12 protein-coding genes are annotated in these 17,210 nt (G+C 74.1%); 4 read left to right on the top strand and 8 right to left on the bottom strand.

Features of this window, described 5'->3' with window-relative positions:
* Positions 1-52: 52 nt before the first annotated feature.
* Entirely contained in the window at positions 53-874 is an 822-nt protein-coding gene (locus ABT296_RS33145; RefSeq protein ID WP_351932896.1) for a Tat pathway signal sequence domain protein, read from the bottom strand.
* Between the two features lie 181 nt (positions 875-1,055).
* On the opposite strand from ABT296_RS33145, the gene glgX reads away from it, so the two are divergent.
* The 3 genes from glgX (at position 1,056) to ABT296_RS33130 (ending at position 7,253) form a co-directional block, all read left to right on the top strand.
* A complete protein-coding gene (glgX, locus tag ABT296_RS33140; RefSeq protein WP_351932894.1) occupies positions 1,056-3,173 on the top strand; it encodes a glycogen debranching protein GlgX in 2,118 nt (705 codons plus the stop codon).
* Positions 3,174-3,279: 106 nt separating this feature from the next.
* Positions 3,280-5,640 (top strand): malto-oligosyltrehalose synthase, encoded by a 2,361-nt coding sequence (gene treY / locus ABT296_RS33135; protein ID WP_351932892.1) that lies wholly within the window; start codon positions 3,280-3,282, stop codon positions 5,638-5,640.
* Between the two features lie 362 nt (positions 5,641-6,002).
* Positions 6,003-7,253, top strand: a complete 1,251-nt coding sequence (locus tag ABT296_RS33130; RefSeq protein WP_351932890.1) for a M14 family zinc carboxypeptidase — start codon at positions 6,003-6,005, stop codon at positions 7,251-7,253.
* A gap of 28 nt (positions 7,254-7,281) precedes the next feature.
* On the opposite strand, the gene ABT296_RS33125 is transcribed toward ABT296_RS33130, so the two are convergent.
* From ABT296_RS33125 to ABT296_RS33115, 3 genes are all read right to left on the bottom strand, one after another.
* On the bottom strand, positions 7,282-7,689 hold the full coding sequence (locus tag ABT296_RS33125; RefSeq protein WP_351932888.1) for an SSI family serine proteinase inhibitor: 408 nt from the start codon (positions 7,687-7,689) through the stop codon (positions 7,282-7,284).
* Positions 7,686-9,038 carry a M14 family zinc carboxypeptidase gene (locus ABT296_RS33120; protein WP_351932921.1) on the bottom strand — a complete coding sequence of 451 codons (1,353 nt, stop codon included), beginning with the start codon at positions 9,036-9,038 and terminating at the stop codon, positions 7,686-7,688. The genes ABT296_RS33125 and ABT296_RS33120 overlap by 4 nt, the downstream gene beginning before the upstream one ends.
* 154 nt (positions 9,039-9,192) lie before the next feature.
* On the bottom strand, positions 9,193-9,744 hold the full coding sequence (locus tag ABT296_RS33115; protein ID WP_351932886.1) for an FHA domain-containing protein: 552 nt from the start codon (positions 9,742-9,744) through the stop codon (positions 9,193-9,195).
* 173 nt (positions 9,745-9,917) lie between these two features.
* Here ABT296_RS33115 and treZ point away from each other — a divergent pair, with 173 nt between their 5' ends.
* Positions 9,918-11,663 carry a malto-oligosyltrehalose trehalohydrolase gene (gene treZ, locus ABT296_RS33110; protein WP_351932884.1) on the top strand — a complete coding sequence of 582 codons (1,746 nt, stop codon included), beginning with the start codon at positions 9,918-9,920 and terminating at the stop codon, positions 11,661-11,663.
* Positions 11,664-11,692: 29 nt separating this feature from the next.
* Here treZ and ABT296_RS33105 read toward each other — a convergent pair whose 3' ends face one another.
* The 4 genes from ABT296_RS33105 to cyc2 all read right to left on the bottom strand — a co-directional run bounded on the left by ABT296_RS33105 (position 11,693) and on the right by cyc2 (position 16,957).
* Entirely contained in the window at positions 11,693-12,652 is a 960-nt protein-coding gene (locus tag ABT296_RS33105; protein ID WP_351932882.1) for an aminoglycoside phosphotransferase family protein, read from the bottom strand.
* Between the two features lie 47 nt (positions 12,653-12,699).
* Complete coding sequence (locus tag ABT296_RS33100) at positions 12,700-13,824, bottom strand: M24 family metallopeptidase (RefSeq protein ID WP_351932880.1); 1,125 nt, start codon at positions 13,822-13,824, stop codon at positions 12,700-12,702.
* A 198-nt stretch (positions 13,825-14,022) separates the two neighbouring features.
* On the bottom strand, positions 14,023-14,655 hold the full coding sequence (locus ABT296_RS33095) for a PDZ domain-containing protein (RefSeq protein WP_351932878.1): 633 nt from the start codon (positions 14,653-14,655) through the stop codon (positions 14,023-14,025).
* Between the two features lie 145 nt (positions 14,656-14,800).
* Positions 14,801-16,957, bottom strand: a complete 2,157-nt coding sequence (gene cyc2 / locus ABT296_RS33090) for a germacradienol/geosmin synthase Cyc2 (protein WP_351932876.1) — start codon at positions 16,955-16,957, stop codon at positions 14,801-14,803.
* Positions 16,958-17,210: the final 253 nt, after the last annotated feature.

Raw genomic sequence — 17,210 nt, 5'->3', positions numbered from 1 at the left:
ACTCCCTCGGAATGAGGAGCGATACGGGAAGGGTGAGGTGGCTGGAGCGGGCTCAGCGGTCGATCTCGGCGACCGTGCGGGCGCTGAGGTCGATCACCAGGTGCCGGGTCTCGATCCACGGGCCGTTGACGGCCTTCGGGAAGAGCCGCGCGCACCGGTGCTCGCCGCACTTGTCGATCACCGCGGGCTGGGCGCCCGGGGTGGCGCGGTAGACCATGCTGGAGAGCTCCAGCTGGTCGGGCGAGGTGAGTTCCCTGCCGGTGGCGTCCTTGTAGTCGGCCTTCAGGCCCGCGCTGAGCGGGTCGGCCAGCAGGATCCGCGCGGCCTCGGCGTTCTCGGTGCGGCTCAGCGGCGGCTGGACGCCCCGCTGGGTCGCGGTCTCCTCGACCTTGCCGGTGTCGAGGTTGACGGTCTTGGTGACGAGGGTGTCGTCCTTGTAGTCGTAGAACGTCACCTCGGCCCGGCGTGGTGCGGCCGGGTCGTCGAGTTCGCCGGCCTCGGGCTCGGCCAGGTCGATGCCGAGCCGCTGCGGGCCGCGTTCCCCGTCGACGTCCTCACTCGACCGGGCCAGCTGCCGGTCCAGGGCGATCCGGGCGACCCTGGTCAGCTCACCGTCGGTGAGCGGGTCGCGTCCGGTGCCCCGGTCGCCGTCCGCCGCGGCCTCCTGGACGACGCCGGGTTCGACGGCCCCGTCCTGTCCCTGCCCCTGTCCGGCGGTCTGCTCCTGGGCCCCCGCCCCGGTGCTCCTGCCTCCCGTTTCCTCGGCTCCCGCCGTTCCCGGCAGGGTGACCGCGACCATCGCCGCGGTCCCCGCCAGGGCTATCGCCGCACCGGCCACCACCTTGCCCAGATGGCGGTGCACTGTGTCGCGCACGTTGTTCCCCCTACTCCCCCTGGGTCATCGGGAGTATGTGATTGCCCCACAAGTTTCGGCATACGCCGTATGCCTGGTCGCCCGGTAAGAGGGACGTAAGTCATAGGTGGTTCCATCACTTTCGGGGAGACTCGGAGTCAAGGCGCCCCGAGCGCGCGGTCCACCTGAAAGAGTCGTGCGCATGCAGGTCTGGCCTGGAGAGGCGTACCCACTCGGTGCCACGTACGACGGCGCCGGCACGAACTTCGCGGTCTTCACGGAGACCGCGGACCGAGTAGAGCTGTGTCTGCTGGACGACGACGGCTCGGAGACGGCGGTGGAGCTGCGGGAGAGCGACGCGTTCGTACGGCACGCGTATCTGCCGGGCATCATGCCGGGGCAGCGGTACGGCTTCCGTGTGCACGGGCCGTACGCCCCCGAGCGGGGGCTGCGCTGCAACTCCGCCAAGCTGCTCCTCGACCCGTACGCGAAGGCGGTCAGCGGCTCGATCCGCTGGGGCGAGGAGGTGTACGGCTACCACTTCGGCGCACCCGACGAACGCAACGACCTGGACTCCGCGCCCCACACCATGTCCTCGGTCGTGGTCAACCCCTACTTCGACTGGGGCGACGACCGGCGGCCGCGCACCGACTACCACCACACGGTGATCTACGAGGCCCATGTCAAGGGCCTCACGATGCGGCACCCGGGGCTCCCGGAGGAGCTGCGCGGCACCTACGCGGGGCTCGCCCACCCCGCGGTCATCGAACACCTGACCCAACTGGGCGTCACGGCGCTGGAACTGATGCCCGTACACCAGTTCGTGAACGACCACCGGCTCGCGGACATGGGCCTGAGCAACTACTGGGGCTACAACACGATCGGCTTCTTCGCCCCGCACAACGCCTACGCCTCCTGGGGCGACCGCGGCCAGCAGGTCCTGGAGTTCAAGTCGGCGGTGAAGGCGCTGCACGAGGCGGGGATCGAGGTCATCCTCGACGTCGTCTACAACCACACCGCCGAGGGCAACCACCTGGGCCCGACGCTGTCCTTCCGGGGCCTGGACAACCTCTCCTACTACCGGCTCACCGACGACCGCCGCCACTACATGGACACCACGGGCACCGGGAACTCCCTGCTCATGCGGTCCCCGCACGTCCTTCAGCTGATCATGGACTCGCTGCGGTACTGGGTCACCGAGATGCACGTCGACGGCTTCCGCTTCGACCTCGCGGCGACGCTGGCCCGGCAGTTCCACGAGGTGGACCGGCTGTCGTCGTTCTTCGACCTGGTGCAGCAGGACCCGGTGGTCTCCCAGGTGAAGCTGATCGCCGAGCCCTGGGACGTCGGCGAGGGCGGCTACCAGGTGGGCAACTTCCCACCGCTGTGGACCGAGTGGAACGGCAAGTACCGCGACACGGTGCGGGACCTGTGGCGCGGCGAGCCGCGCACCCTCGCGGAGTTCGCGTCCCGGCTGACCGGCTCCTCCGACCTGTACCAGGACGACGGGCGGCGCCCGCTGGCCTCCATCAACTTCGTCACCTGCCACGACGGCTTCACCCTCAACGACCTGGTCTCCTACCACCACAAGCACAACCAGGCCAACGGCGAGGACAACCGCGACGGCGAGAGCCACAACCGTTCCTGGAACTGCGGCGCGGAGGGCGACACCGACGATCCGGCCGTGCTGGAGCTGAGAGGGCGGCAGCGGCGCAACTTCATCGCCACGCTGATGCTGTCCCAGGGCGTGCCGATGATCAGCCACGGTGACGAGTTCGCCCGCACCCAGCGCGGCAACAACAACGCCTACTGCCAGGACAGCGAACTCGCCTGGCTGAAGTGGCCGGACCCCGGGGAGGAGGACGGCGAACTGCTCGACTTCACCCGCGCGATGGTGTGGCTGCGCCGCGACCACCCGGTCTTCCGCCGGCGCCGCTTCTTCCACGGGCGGCCGGTGGAGGGCACCCACGACGACCTCTCGGACATCGCCTGGTTCACCCCGGAGGGCAACGAGATGACCCAGCGGGACTGGGACTCCGCGCAGGCGTCCGCGCTGACCGTGTTCCTCAACGGCAACGCGATCTCCGAACCCGGCTCGCGGGGGCAGCGCATCGCCGACGACTCCTTCCTGCTGATGTTCAACGCGGCGCCCAGGACCCTCGACTTCGTCGTGCCGGTCAACCACGGCCGCCAGTGGCAGGTGGTCGTGGACACCGCCCGCGTCGACGGCGTCCCCTCCGGCACGGGCGCGAAGGTGCAGGCCGGCGACGCGCTGACGCTGGTGGACCGGAGCATGGTGGTGCTCCAACGGCCGGTGTAGGCGCCGGTGCGGAGGGCCAGGTTGACGAGGGGCCGTCGGCCGCGCGTGCGGGGGACGTGGCGCCGGTGATGACAGGAAGGGCGGCCGGAGGGGTACGTAGCTCTCCATGACACCTGAGCGCTCCGTCCCGGTGACTTTGACCGCCACCTACCGGCTCCAGCTCCAGCCCGCGTTCCCGTTCGCGGCCGCCGCCGAGGCGGTGCCGTACCTGGCCTCGCTCGGCGTCTCGCACCTGCACCTGTCCCCCGTGCTGGAGGCGGTGCCGGGCTCCACGCACGGCTACGACGTCGTCGACCACGCCCGCGTGCGGGAGGAACTGGGCGGCGAGGAGGGGCTGCGCGCACTGTCCCGCACCGCCCGGGAGCACGGGCTCGGCCTCGTCGTCGACATCGTGCCGAACCACATGGCCATGGCACCGCGCCACAACCACGCCCTGTGGGAGGTGCTGCGCGAGGGCCCCGAGTCGCCGTACGCGCGCTGGTTCGACATCGACTGGGAGGCGCACGGCGGACAGGTGCTGCTGCCGGTGCTGGGCGGCCCGCTCGGGGACGAGCTGGGCCGTCTGGAGGTCGACGGTGACGTCCTGCGCTACTACGACCAGACCTTCCCGCTGCGCGAGGGCACCGCGGACCTGCCGCTCCCCCAGCTGCTGGACGCCCAGTGGTACCGACCGGCGTGGTGGCGGCTGGCCCGCACCGAGCTGAACTACCGCCGGTTCTTCAGCATCTCGGAGCTGATCGGGGTGCGGGTGGAGGACCCGCAGGTCTTCGAGGCCACCCACGACAAGATCCTCGCGCTGCTCCACGAGGGTGTCGTCGACGGGCTGCGCGTCGACCACCCCGACGGGCTCGCCGACCCGGACGGCTATCTGCGGCGCCTGCACGAGGCGAGCGGTGGCCGCTGGACGGTGGTGGAGAAGATCCTCGCCGACGGCGAGCGGCTGCCCGAAGCCTGGCCCGTCGCCGGCACCACCGGGTACGACGCCCTGCGGCACATCGACGGCCTCTTCGTCGACCCGGCCGGCTTCGGGGAGCTCCTCGGCCACTACCGGCGGTTCGCGGCCCCGCAGACCGACCGGGGCGGCCGGTGGGAGGCGACGGTGCGGCGGGCGGCGTACAAGGTCCTCCGGTACGAGCTGGCCGCGGAGACGGACCGGCTGACCCGGACCGCGGACCGGATCTGCGCCGCCTCCCCCGAGCCCGCGCTGCGCGACCGGGCGCCCTGGGCGCTGCGCACCGCGCTCCAGGAACTCCTGGTCCGGCTGGAGGTCTACCGGCCGTACGCCTCGGGCGACCCGGCCGCGGTCGTCACCGAGGAGGCCGCCGCCGAGGCACGGCAGGCGTTCCTGGTGCCCGCGGAGTCCGGCGCCGTCGACACGGTGCGCGCGCTGGTGCTCTCCGACTCCGACCACCCCGACAGGGTGGAGTTCCGGACCCGGTTCGCGCAGACGGCGTCGGCGCTGCGGGCCAAGTCCGTGGAGGACAAGGCGTTCTACCGGTACGTACCGCTGCTGTCGGCGACCGAGGTGGGGGGTAATCCGGGCGCACCGGCGGTGTCCCCGGCGGACTTCCACGCCTACTGCGCGCGCGTGCAGCGCGACTGGCCGGCGACGGGCACGGTCGTGTCCACCCACGACACCAAGCGCAGCGCCGACGTACGGGCCGCGCTCGCGGTGCTCACCGAGTGCCCGGAGCGCTGGGCGGACGTCCTGGCCGAGGTGACCCGCACCGGCGAGGGCGGGCCCGACGCCCAACTGGCCTGGGCCGCCTGGCAGACGGTGTTCGGGCTCGGCCCGGCCGACCCGGAGCGGGTACGGCAGGCGCTGCTGAAGCATGTGCGGGAGGCGGGCCTGTACACCAGCTGGACCGAGCAGGAGCCGCCGTACGAGGACGCCGTCGCCGCCTTCGTCACGGCGGGGCCCTGCGGTCCGCCCGGCGAGCACGTGGCCGCCCTGCGCGAGCGGCTCGACCCGCACGTCCGGGCCAACCTGCTGGGCACCGCGCTGGTGCATCTGACGATGCCGGGCGTACCGGACGTGTACCAGGGCACCGAGGGCGAGTACCGGGCGCTGGTCGACCCCGACAACCGGCGCTCCGTGGGGTTCCCGCCCGCCGGGGCCGGTGAGAAGAACGCGGTGACCTCGGCGGCCCTGCGGCTGCGCGCCCGCCGCCCGGCCGCCTTCGGGGGGACGGCGACGTACACCCCGCTGCCCGCCGAGGGCCCGGCGGCGGACCACTGTGTCGCCTTCGCCCGCTCGGACGAGACGGTCACCGCGGTGACCCGGCTGTCCCTGCGGCTCGCGGAGGCGGGCGGCTGGCGGGAGACGCGCCTGGCGCTGCCGCCGGGCCGCTGGACCGACACGCTCTCCCCGGAACGGGAGTTCACGGGCGAGGTGGAACTGGCGAAACTCTTCGACCGCCTTCCGGTGGCGTTGCTGGAACGGGCCGACGCCGCGGGACGGGAGTGAGGCGAACCCTCGGGGGCGCTGCTGGAGCCCGCCCCGGCATTCGGTGGTGTGGGCGGGCAGGGCGGGCCGTGGGGCGTGGGGGAGCGTGTTCCGCGCCGGGCGGTGAGCGCTGTGACCGGCATGTGCGCGCGCCCGCTCCCGGCGCTCGGGTGGTGCGGTCGGCGCGTCGGCGGACCTGGTTCTCGGTCGGCCCTCGCGCCGGTCGGTGTGCCCCACGCGTCCCGGTCGTCCCGGTGGCCCGGGCGGCCCGCGTCGAACGCCACCGGGCGCCCCCTGGAGGCTCCCCGGGATCTCCTTGACAGGGCACCGCACGCGTGGGGTACTGCGGATTGCGAAGCCGGGCGGATGTGACTGTGACGGGGGTGAGTCTCCTGCCGGAGCTGCGCTATCCCTCGGTGACCGAAGTCGTCTCGGCGGCACGGGAGTTGACGGTCCGGGCGCCGGGACCGTGCACCCTGCGGCAGGTGGGCGTGTCACGGGCGGGCCGCCCGCTGCAGCTGCTGTCCGTGGGCCGGGCGGCCACCGCCGTCCTGGTGGTGGCCGGCGCGCACGCCAACGAACCGACCGGCGGCCCCACCGTCCTCGCGCTCGCCGAACGGGTGCTGCACGACAGGGCGTTGAGGGACGGCGTCTCCTGGCACTTCCTGCTGTGCGCCGACCCCGACGGGGCGAGCCTGCACATCACTCCGGCACCCCGCAGCCTCTTCGACTACCACCTCGGGTTCTTCCGGCCGGCCGGGCCGGAGCAGCCGGAGTGGGCGCCCTCGGTGCTGCCGCCGGACCGGCTGCCGCCCGAGACCCTCGCGCTGACCGGCGTGATCGACGAGGCGCGCCCGTATCTCCAGGCGACCCTGCACGGGACCGACCTGGGCGGCAGCTGGGTGCAGCTGACCGAGGAGGTGCCGGGGCTCGCCGAGCCGTTCGCGAAGTCGGCGACGGAGCTGAACATCCCGGTGGAGACGGGCGCCTCGGACGCCGCCGGCTGGCCCGCCTCGGGGCCGGGCGTCCATGTGATGCCGCCGCTGGGGGCGGGGGCCGCGTACCCGAGCATGCCGGACGACGCGCGGCACAGCACCTGGCACCACGTCCACCGGTACGGGGGTCTGACCGCGGTGGTGGAGGTGCCGATGTGGGCGAGCGACCTGGTGGACGACCCGGTGCCGCACCCGGCGCCGGCCACGGCCATGCGGCGGCTCGCCGGGCGGCTGGTGCGGGACGCGGCGGCGGTGGAGGGGGTGCTCGGCGAGGCGCTGCCCCGGCTGGACGGGGTCGGCGGGCCCCTGCTGCGGGCGACGCGGTGGGCGCTGGAACTGGTGCCGGGGCTGGCCGCGGACTGGGTCCACACGGTGCCGGCGGACGACACGCGCGCCTACATCGGCAGTGTGGACGCCTTCGGGCGCCGGCTGCCGTTGCGGTCGGCGGCGATGCTGCTGCGGGTGCTCCGGGCGACCGGGGACCGGGCGGCGCCGGAGCTGGAGCGGCTGGTGGCGGAGTGGAGCGGTTCCTTCGAGCGGCGGTTCCGGGCCCGCTGGGTGCCGTTGGAGCACCAGGTCGAGCACCAGGCCCGTACGGTCCTGGCGGCGGCGGTGCACGCGCGGGACCGGGCCGGGTGAGGCCCGGTGCCGCACATGGGCGGGCCGGTCAGCCGTCCAGGGCGAAGACCGCGCCCGTCAGCGCCCGGAGTTCGCAGGGGTTGCCGAACTGCCGCTCGTAGGTGACCGGGCGGCCGTTCCAGCGGCCCTCGGCCCGGGCGGTGACGGGGGCGTAGATCATCGCGCAGACGGCGTCCCGGGGAGTGAGGCGGGCGATGTCGCCGTCGACCCCGTCGAGGGCCTCGCACGCCTCGGCGGCACGGGAGTGCCCCAGCGGCGGGTCGCACATCAGCAGGGTGCCCCGGGTGTCGCCGGACCGGCCGTCGCCCGTGGTGAGCGTGAGCCGGAGCCAGTCGCCGGGGACGCGGTCCCGGCCGGCGGCCTGCGCCGGGACGGCCGCGAGGACGAGGAGGCAGGCGGCCGCGGCGGCCGTCCGCAGGGTGGTGGGAAGTGTCATTCCCGGTGCATCGGCACGGCCGCCTGCGCACCCCAGCCGGGCTCACTCGAACGGGGAGGCGTCGGCGCGTGCCGCAGGGCCAGGTCGAACGCGGCGAGCACCACCCGGGACTGGTACTCGACCTGGCGCGCGACCGGGATCCAGCGGGCGCCGCAGCCGTCGCGGTAGTCGTCGCACCAGACGTCGATGAGCCGGTCCAGTTCCGGCAGCACACCGGCGCGGTCGCCGTCCGCGCCGGAGACCAGCCGGTGCAGCAGCCCGGCGGTGCGCAGCGCGAGCCGCCGCCCGGCGATGCGCAGGGTGGCCAGGTGGGCGGTGGTCAGGGGCGGCAGCGGCCGGGCGCCGGCGGTGACGATGTCGGGGTCCCAGGCGTCGGCGAGGCCGGGGCAGACCAGTAAATAGTCGTCGACCGGGGCGAGCAGCCGGTCCGTCTCGGCGGTGGCCGGCAGGTGGTGGCGGGTGCGCGCGAGCAGCCGGGCCAGCAGCCGGGAGTCCTGCCGCAGGGTGCGGCTGGCCGTGCGCAGGACGGCGGCCGGGTCGGCGGGGACGGTGTCGTCCTCGACCGCGGCCACGCCCCACATGGGTGCCTCGACGACGGCGGTGACGGTGCCGTACCGGTGCGGGTGGAACCAGGTGGACTCCACGGCGGCCTCGGTGATGGCGGCGGCGAGGTCGCCCCGGCGCGGCGGCGGGATGCGGTAGACGGCGGGCCCGAGGCGGGGCCAGTACAGGGTGTCGTACGGGCCGAGTTCGCGGGGGATGCCGAGGCGGGCCGCGATGTGGGCGAGGCGGCGCGGGAAGCCGGGCAGGTCGTGGGTGAGCTCGGCGAAGCCGCCGCCGACGTCGACGCCGTGCAGGGAGCACTGGAGGAAGGGCCGCAGTTCGTCCTGGAGGGCGAGCAGGGCGCGGGTCTCGGGCAGTACGGCGTGGTCGGCGCCGTCGGGCAGCCACTCGGGCTGCTCCAGGAAGCCGGGCCGGAAGAAGTTCCGGAAGTAGCGGCCGAGGGTGTACGGGCCCTGGAGCCAGCCCTCGTTGCGGCGCAGGCCGTCGGGGTCGAGGCAGAGCAGGAGGTTCCAGGTGGCGTCGGCCCCGGTGTGGCGGCGGGGGTCGGCGAGGACGCGTTCGGCGAGCCGGAGGGCGGTGGCGCCGCCGACGGGTTCGTTGGCGTGCGGTCCGGCGACGACGAGGGCCTGGCGGCTGCCGCGGCCGACGGACAGGAGCCAGAGCGAGGTGCCCGCGCGGGAGGTCCCGACCCGGCGCAGGCGCGCCTCGGAGGGATGGCGGGTCACCAGTGCGGCCGCCCGGGCGCCGAGCTCGTCGACGGTCGGGTAGCGGAGGAGTGGCAGCAGGGCGCACCTCCGCGTGCCGGTGCCGTCGGTTCACTTGATGTGCATGAGGTACGCACAGTCAGTCACGAGTTCCGGCGGTACGTCAACACCCTTGCAAGCACAGGGATTTCAGCCACCGCACCCAGTAAAGCAAAGGCCAGAGCTAAGGTTCGGCTTAGTTCACTGCGAGCCGGAACGCCATCTGGCCGAAGCCGACCTGGTCGCCCTCGCGGACGACGGCCGCCCCGATGACCCGGCGCCCGTTCACGGTGGTGCCGTTGGTGGAGCCGAGGTCCCGCAGCACCCACATGCCGCCCTGGCGGATCAGTTCGGCGTGGGCCCGGGAGACCGTCTCGTGGGTGAGCCTGAGTCCGCTCGCGGGGTCCCGCCCGATGCGCAGCGGGTGGCCGCCGCCCGGGTGGGGCAGCAGCAGCTTGGGCAGCCGCTCGGCCTGCCAGGCCCGGCGCAGCCGCACCCCGAACCCGGAGACCGCCTCGACGGTGCCGAAGACCGCGCGGGAGAACCGGCTCTCCCGGGGCAGGTCGGCGGTGAGGGCCAGCAGTTCGTCGGAGCGGCGGGCGGAGAGGGCCAGTTCCATCCGGCGGATGAACGTGTCGTGGGAGAGACGTCCCATGGCGACGCCGTCACGGAGCACCTTCAGCGCCTGGTCGCGCTCCGCGTCGGAGAGCCGCGCGGGGTACGTGTTGAACTCGAAGGACGACGTCACGCTCGTGATTGTCGGTCAGCGGGGCCGGGGTGTCCAGAAGACGAGAAAACGGCCGTCGGGCACGCGTACCCGACGACACCTACCGCAAAAGGGAAGATTCAAAAGCGGATTGGTGCCGTTTGAAGCACCATGGACGGGCTACATCACGGTGAGCAGACGAAGGGGAACCGTCCGTGCAGTTCGAGGTGTGGGCACCGCAGGCCGGCCGTGTGACGCTCCATTGCGAGGACGCCACGCGCGCGTTGGAGCGCGATCCGGAGCGAGAGGGCTGGTGGCGGGGTGAGGCGGAGGCCCGGGACGGCACCCGGTACGGCTACGCGCTGGACGACGGTCCCGTCCTGCCCGACCCCAGGTCCCGCCGCCAGCCCGACGGCCCGGACGGCCGCAGCGCGGTCGTGGACCACGGCGGGTACGCCTGGCGGGCGGACTGGGCCGGGCGCGCGCTGCCGGGGGCGGTGCTCTACGAACTCCACGTGGGCACGTACACCTCCGAGGGCACCCTTGACGCGGCCGCCGAACGGCTCGGGCACCTTGTCGAACTGGGCGTCACCCACGTCGAGTTGATGCCGCTGTGCCCCTTCCCGGGGGTACACGGCTGGGGGTACGAGGGAGTGTCGCTGTGGGCGGTGCACGAGCCCTACGGCGGCCCCGAGGCCCTGAAGCGGTTCGTGGACCGGGCGCACGCACTGGGGCTCGGGGTCGTCCTCGACGTGGTGCACAACCACCTCGGACCCTCCGGCAACTACCTGCCGGCGTTCGGGCCGTACTTCACCGAGACCCATCACACGCCCTGGGGCGCGGCCGTCAACCTGGACGCCCCGGGCTCCGACGAGGTGCGCGACTACTTCATCGGCAGCGCGCTGGCCTGGCTGCGCGACTACCGCGTCGACGGGCTGCGGCTGGACGCGGTGCACGCGCTGCGGGACACGCGCGCGCGGCACTTCCTGGAGGAGCTGTCCGCCGAGGTGGACGCGCTCGCCGAGGACGTGGGCCGTCCGCTGTTCCTGATCGCCGAGTCCGACCTGAACGACCCGCGGGTCATCACCCCGCGCGCGGAGGGCGGGCTCGGGCTCCAGGCGCAGTGGAACGACGACTTCCATCACGCCCTGCACTCCGCGCTGACCGGTGAGTCCCAGGGCTACTACGCCGACTTCGGGCGCTCCCCGTTCGCGGCCCTCGCCAAGACCCTCACCGGCGGCTACTTCCACGACGGCAGCTACTCCAGCTTCCGCGGCCGGCACCACGGGCGGGCGCTGGACCGCTCCCGGGTGGCCGGGCACCGGCTGCTGGGCTACAGCCAGACCCACGACCAGATCGGCAACCGCGCCCAGGGCGACCGGCTCGCCGCCACCCTCTCCCCCGGCCTGCTGGCCTGCGCGGCGACCCTGACGCTGACCGCGCCGTTCACGCCGATGCTGTTCATGGGCGAGGAGTGGGCGGCCGGCACCCCCTGGCAGTTCTTCACCGACCACACCGACCCCGAACTGGCCGAGGCGGTACGGCGCGGCCGGCGCCGGGAGTTCGCCGCGCACGGCTGGGCCGAGGAGGACGTACCCGACCCGCAGGACCCCGCGACCCGGGACCGCTCCTGTCTGGACTGGTCGGAGCCCGACCGCGAGCCGCACGCGCGGGTGCTGGACTGGTACCGGCGGCTCATCGCCCTGCGGCACGGGCAGCCGGACCTCACCGATCCCGATCTCGCCGACACCAAGGTCGCCCACGACGGGACGGGGCGCTGGCTCGCCTTCCGGCGCGGGGACGTACGGGTGGCCGTGAACCTCGGCAAGGAGACCGCGCGGATCCCCCTCGGCCCGCGCCGGGCCCAGGTCCTGGCCGCCTGGGAGCCGGTGTCGGTGCCCGGGGCGGACGGGATGCTCCAGCTGCCCGGCGAGTCGAGCGTGGTGCTGCTCCAGGAGTGAGCCGGGGGGCGAGCGGGGTGCCGGGGCGCTCACGGGCCGCCGTCGGGGGCGCCGTCCGGGGCGCCGTCCTCCCTGAATTCGGTGACCCGCTCCAGCAGGATCGTCTCCCAGGCGAGCACCAGCTGCCGCCGCAGCCGGGCGAGCGCGGTGCCGTCCGGACCGCCGAGCGCCTCGGCGAGGTGGATCACGGTGTCGCAGCGCGCCAGCCACAGGCCCCGCAGACACGGGCGGGCGCTGTAGCCGGCGAGGGTGGCGGCGCGGACGGCGGCCGGGGAGCCCACCGCGCGGGCCAGTCCGGCGATGTCCTCGGCGGGGTCGCCGACGACCGTGTCGGCCCAGCCGAGAACGGCGCGGACCCGCCCGTCGGCGCTGACCACGAGGTGCTCGCCGGTCAGGGCGTGGTGGACGAGGACCGCGCCGCCGGGCTGTGCGGCGAGCTGGACCGCGGCCGGCTGGGTCAGCTGGTGCAGCCGCGCCGGGTCGAACTCGTCGGCCGCGGCCAGGCGCCCGGCGGCCCGCTCGGCGGCGCGGCGCAGCGCCTCCAGGGAGCGCGGCCCGGTCCGCGGCACGCCCAGCGACTCGGCCTGCCGTGCGGGGACCTCGCGCAGCCCGGTGAGCAGTCCGGCAAGGTCGGCCTCGCCGACGGCGGACACCTCGTGCGCCTGGGCCGGGCCGCCGGGCACCTTGGTGTCGAGGGTGTAGCCCAGTCCGGGCGCCCACTCGCCGTGTGCGACGCTGGTCGGCACGGCGACCGGGAGGTGCGGGCGCACCAGGTCGCGCAGGCGCAGTTCGCGGCGCTGGCGTACGGCGGCCTCGCGGTCGGGGGCGAGGCGCAGCACATGGCGGGCGCCGACCCACCAGGTGACGCGGTCGCCGCCCTCGGCGACGGGCCGGACCTCGGGTCCGGGGGCGTCGTCCGCGGCGTCCTTGAGCAGGGAGCGGACCAGTCGGCGGACGGTGTCCGCGGTGGGTGTCGGTGCCTGGGTCATGGGTCGCGCCGTTTGCAGCTAGAAGGGTGCGGGACGGTCGGAGGGGTTCACTCCACTATGACCAGTTCGCGGGTGGTGGTGTTCAGCCGCCGCCCGCCGTCCTCGGTGACGGTGACGATGTCCTCGATCCGTACCCCGAACCGTCCGGGCAGATAGACGCCGGGCTCCACGGAGAAGCACATCCCGGGGACCAGGGGCCGCTCCTCGCCCTCGATCATGTACGGCGGTTCGTGGGTGGTGACGCCGATGCCGTGCCCGGTGCGGTGGATGAAGTGCGCGCCGTACCCGGCGTCGGCGATGACCGCGCGGGCGGCCCGGTCGACGTCCTGGCAGGCGGCGCCGGGCCGGACCGCGGCGAAGCCCGCCTCCTGGGCCTCGCGCACGATGTCGTGGACGCGGCGCTCCTCGTCGGTGGGTTCCCCGACGTGGACGGTGCGGGAGGTGTCCGAGCCGTAGCCGCCGAGGAGCCCGCCGAAGTCGAGGACGACCATGTCGCCGCGCTCGATGGTCCGGTCGCCGGCCTCGTGGTGCGGGTTGGCGCCGTTGGGGCCGGAGGCCACGATCGTGAAGTCGACGGTGGAGTGCCCGTGCTCCCGCAGCAGCCGGGCGAGGTCGGCGGCGACCTCGGTCTCCCGGCGGCCGGCGAAGCGGACCCGCCGGATCTCCTCGTACGTGGCGTCGGCGGCGGCGCCGGCCGCCGTGAGGCGCTCCAGTTCCGCCGGGTCCTTGACCGCGCGGAGCATCGGCAGGACCTCGGTGAGGGCGGCGTAGGAGGAGCCGGGCACGGTGCGGGCGAGGCCCAGCAGGTGCATGGCCCAGGCGTTGTCGCTGATGCCGAACCTGGCGTCCGGCGCGAGCAGGGCCGCGGCGGCGGCGTAGGGGTCCTCGCCGTCGGTCCAGTCGTGCGGTTCCAGCGCGGGCGCCCCGCCGGCCCGCGCGACGTCGGGGGCCTCCAGCGCGGGCACGATCAGGGCGGGGGCGCGGCCGGGGACCAGGACGAGCAGGGTGAGCCGTTCGGTGACGGCGGGCGCGTAGCCGGTGAGCCACACCAGGTCGGGGCCGGGTGCGACGAGCAGCCCGGCGAGCCCGGCCCCGGCGGCCTCCCGCGCGGCTCGCTCCATCCGGGCACGGTAGTCGTCGGCGGTGAAGGCAGCGGGCGTGGGACCGGTCATCCGGGCCTCCCTCGTCGGTGAAGGTGACTACGGGCAGCATCCTGCCCGCACAGGGTGGGCGGCGCGAGCCGATCGGGCGGTCCCGTGGGGGGGCAGTTCTCCGGGCGGAAGATGAGCAGGGGGCCGGCATGGGGTCATGGTGGCCGGGACCCCGCGGCCGTGACAGCGGTTTCGCTCAGCCGTGCGAGGGCGGACGCGTCAGGTCACGTACCCCGGGACCGCCGTGAGCCGCTGCTGGGTGCCGTTCTCGTGTCGCACGGTCAGTGCGACCTCGGTGCCGGGGCGGGCCTGGGCGACGGCGCGGGCGAGGTCGGCGGCGCCGTCGACACGGGTCGCGCCGAAGCCGAGCAGGACGTCTCCGCGGACCAGGCCCGCCGTGTGGGCGGGGCCCGGCACATGGACGCCGACCAGCAGCGCGCCCCTCCCCTCCGCGTCGACGGCCTCCACCCCGAGGCTCGCGGCGGCGCCCGCCCGGGCCGGACGCGGTGTGGTGGACGGGGTGGGCCGGGGCCCGGCCGACGCAGCGAGCACCTGCGGCGCGGCGGCCGCCGGCGGCGGGTCCGCCCGTGGGGGCTCGACGAGTCCGCTCATGCCGACGGCCGCGGTGCCGACCGCGCCGAGGCCCACCCCGGACAGGACCAGGACCGTGCCGGCCGAGAGCGCGAGGAGGAAGGTCGTGAGCCGCCGGCGGGGCCGGGGGGCTGCGTGCGGGCGCCGGGCGGGCCGGGTGCCGGCGGACTCCTGGCCGGACGCTCGGTCCGGTTCCTGGCCGGACGCACGGCCCGGTTCCTGGCCGGGCATCGGCTTGGGGCGCAACGCGGTCTGTTCCATGGATCGCCTCTACCCGGGTCGCCGACCGGCGACGTCCCACGAACGAGTGAGACTGCCCCGGCGCGCGGACGCGGCGGGGCAGCCGTACGCGGGCCGGCCGGGCTGAGTCCGGCCGGCCGCGGGGCTCGGTGAAAGGCGCGCGGGGTCAGCCGACGGGCAGCGCCGGCGGGCGGTCGGGGAGGAAGCCGTGGGTGCGGCGGGCCAGGTAGCCGGCCTTGTAGCGGTCGACCTCGCGGTGCCAGTTCAGGATGCCGGCCAGCCAGTTGCCCAGGTCGGACACATAGGTGTCCATGGCCTCGCGCGCGCCGGCGGAGAGGTCGAAGTCGTCGTAGAGGACGGGCAGTTCGTGGGCGACGACGTGCTGGAACTGCTGCATGCGCTGGGTCATGAGGTCGTGCACGACGCGGAGCGCGGCCGGGTAGTCGCAGCCGAAGAAGTTCTGCACGACGAGGATCGCGTTGTGGAACTCGCCCTCGTACTCGATCTCCTTCTGGTACGAGAAGACGTCGTTGATGAGGCAGCCGTAGTCGACGGCGGCGTTCTCCAGGGAGCGCACGGGACCGCTGCGGTAGACCTCGGCGGGCACGTCGGGGCCGTGGCCCATCCGGCACAGGGCCATGGTGAGGTCGGAGCCGAAGGTCGCCCGGCGCATCTCCAGGTAGTCGACCGGGTCGGGGACGCGGTGCAGGAGCTGGTTGGACAGCTCCCACACCCAGCTCTCGGTCATGGCGTTGACCGCGTCCCGCAGGGTGGTGCGCTGCTCGCGCGTCATCCGCGCGGTGGTGCGGGCCCACAGGTCGATGAGCCCGCGCTCCATGGCGTTGACGGGGACGAGAGGGCTCTCCGTCCCGTCGACGGGCATGCAGTCGGCGAGGCGCCGGGTGGTCAGGCGGGCGGCGGCCAGGTCGTGGCGGTGGCCGAAGACGAGCGGGTAGTAGTCGTCGCCGTAGGTGCCCCAGGCCAGCCAGTGGGCGCTGAGGTCGAGGGCCTCGGGGGTCGCGTCCGGGTCGATGCCCGCCGAGCACAGCGCGAGGTCGGCGGCGGCGAGCCGGTCCTCGTCCCAGACGCCCTCCGCCAGGATGCCCATGCGGTGCGACCACTCGGTGAGCCGCTGCCGGGCGCCCGGCAGGTGCGGGCAGAGCTCCACCCGGAAGGGCATGTGGAAGTCGGGGAGCAGGGACGGGCCGACCTTCTGGTACGGGACGTGGGTGTGGGCGCGCAGCCGCTGCGGACCGGTGGCGGCGAGCAGGGCGCCGATGTCGGCGGCGGAGGTGCCGGGGCCGGTCGGGCCGTGCCAGGGGTTGGCGGAGCGGGCGCCCTCGTTCATGTACCGGCTGGAGCGCAGGTGCCATTCGTGGCCGCCGGACTGCCAGTCCTGGAGCCCCAGGGTGTAGGCGGCGACGGCGGCGACCTCGTCGGGGGTCAGGCCGCGGTCGAGGGCGAGCGCGGGGACCTCGGTGAGGGCGGTGTGCTCGAACTGGTGGAGGCGGGAGGTGAGGATGTCGTTGACGGTGTCGGCGGCCTGCTGGGTGGTGCAGCCGAAGAAGGTCTCCAGCACCAGGACGCCGTTGCTGAGTTCGCCCTCGTCCTCGACCTCGCGCTGGTAGGAGAAGAGGTCGTTGCGCAGGTGGACGGCGTCGGAGAAGGTCTCCATCAGCACCCTCAGCGGCCGCGAGCCGGCGACGGACGCCGGGACCTCGGCGCGCGCGTACTCCACCAGCCCCGCCGACCAGGGGGCGCCGCCGACCTTGCGGCGCATCTCGATGTACTCGACGGGGTTGGAGATCCGCCCCTCGTTGATGTTGGACAGCTCCCACATGGACTCGTTGAGCAGGTGCTCGGTGGCGACGGCGAACCGGCGGCGCCAGTCGGCGGACATCGCCGGGACCGTGCGCGTCCACAGGTCGGCGAGCCCCGCCTCCACCGGGTTCTCGGGCTCCGGCATCGGCGTCGCGGGGTCCATCGGCATGAAGCGGGCGAGCCGGTCGAGGTGGCTCTTGCCGGCGGCGCGGTCCTGGGTCCGCTTGAACATGTCGAGGAAGTGGTCGTCGAAGAAGAAGACCCACACGTACCAGTCGGTGATCAGCGACAGGGCGGGGCCGTCGCACTCGGGGTGGGTGTAGGCGCAGAGCAGGCCGTAGTCGTGCGCGTCGAGGTCGGCCTGCTCCCAGATCCCGGACCCCTCCAGCATGCCCATCTCGCGCGCCCACGCGGTCGAGTGGGCGCGCGCCTCGTCGACGTGCGGGTTGAGCCGCGCGGGATACGGCATGTAGAAGTGCGGGAGTTCGAAGGGCTGCGTCATGGCCGGGCCCTACCCGGCGCCCCGAACGGCCATCCTCGGCGCGGGACATGATCACACCATCGCGTGAACCGGTGCCGAACCGGCCCGCGCCCGAGGGTGCCTGTGGCGGGCCGGGTCCGGACAGCCGGGGGCGTGTTCCGGCCGTGTCCGGGGGACGTGCGCGCGCGGTGGGGCGTGGGCCCTTGCCGGGGCCGGTCCGGGACGCCACCTTTGGTCACATGACCTCCTTCGGACTTCCGCACGAGCGGCACGA

This window comes from Streptomyces sp. NPDC000983 (assembly GCF_040299205.1).
Lineage (GTDB): Bacteria > Actinomycetota > Actinomycetes > Streptomycetales > Streptomycetaceae > Streptomyces.
The sequence above is the reverse complement of the archived record's forward strand: the minus strand, read 5'-3'. Positions and strand labels throughout refer to the sequence as shown.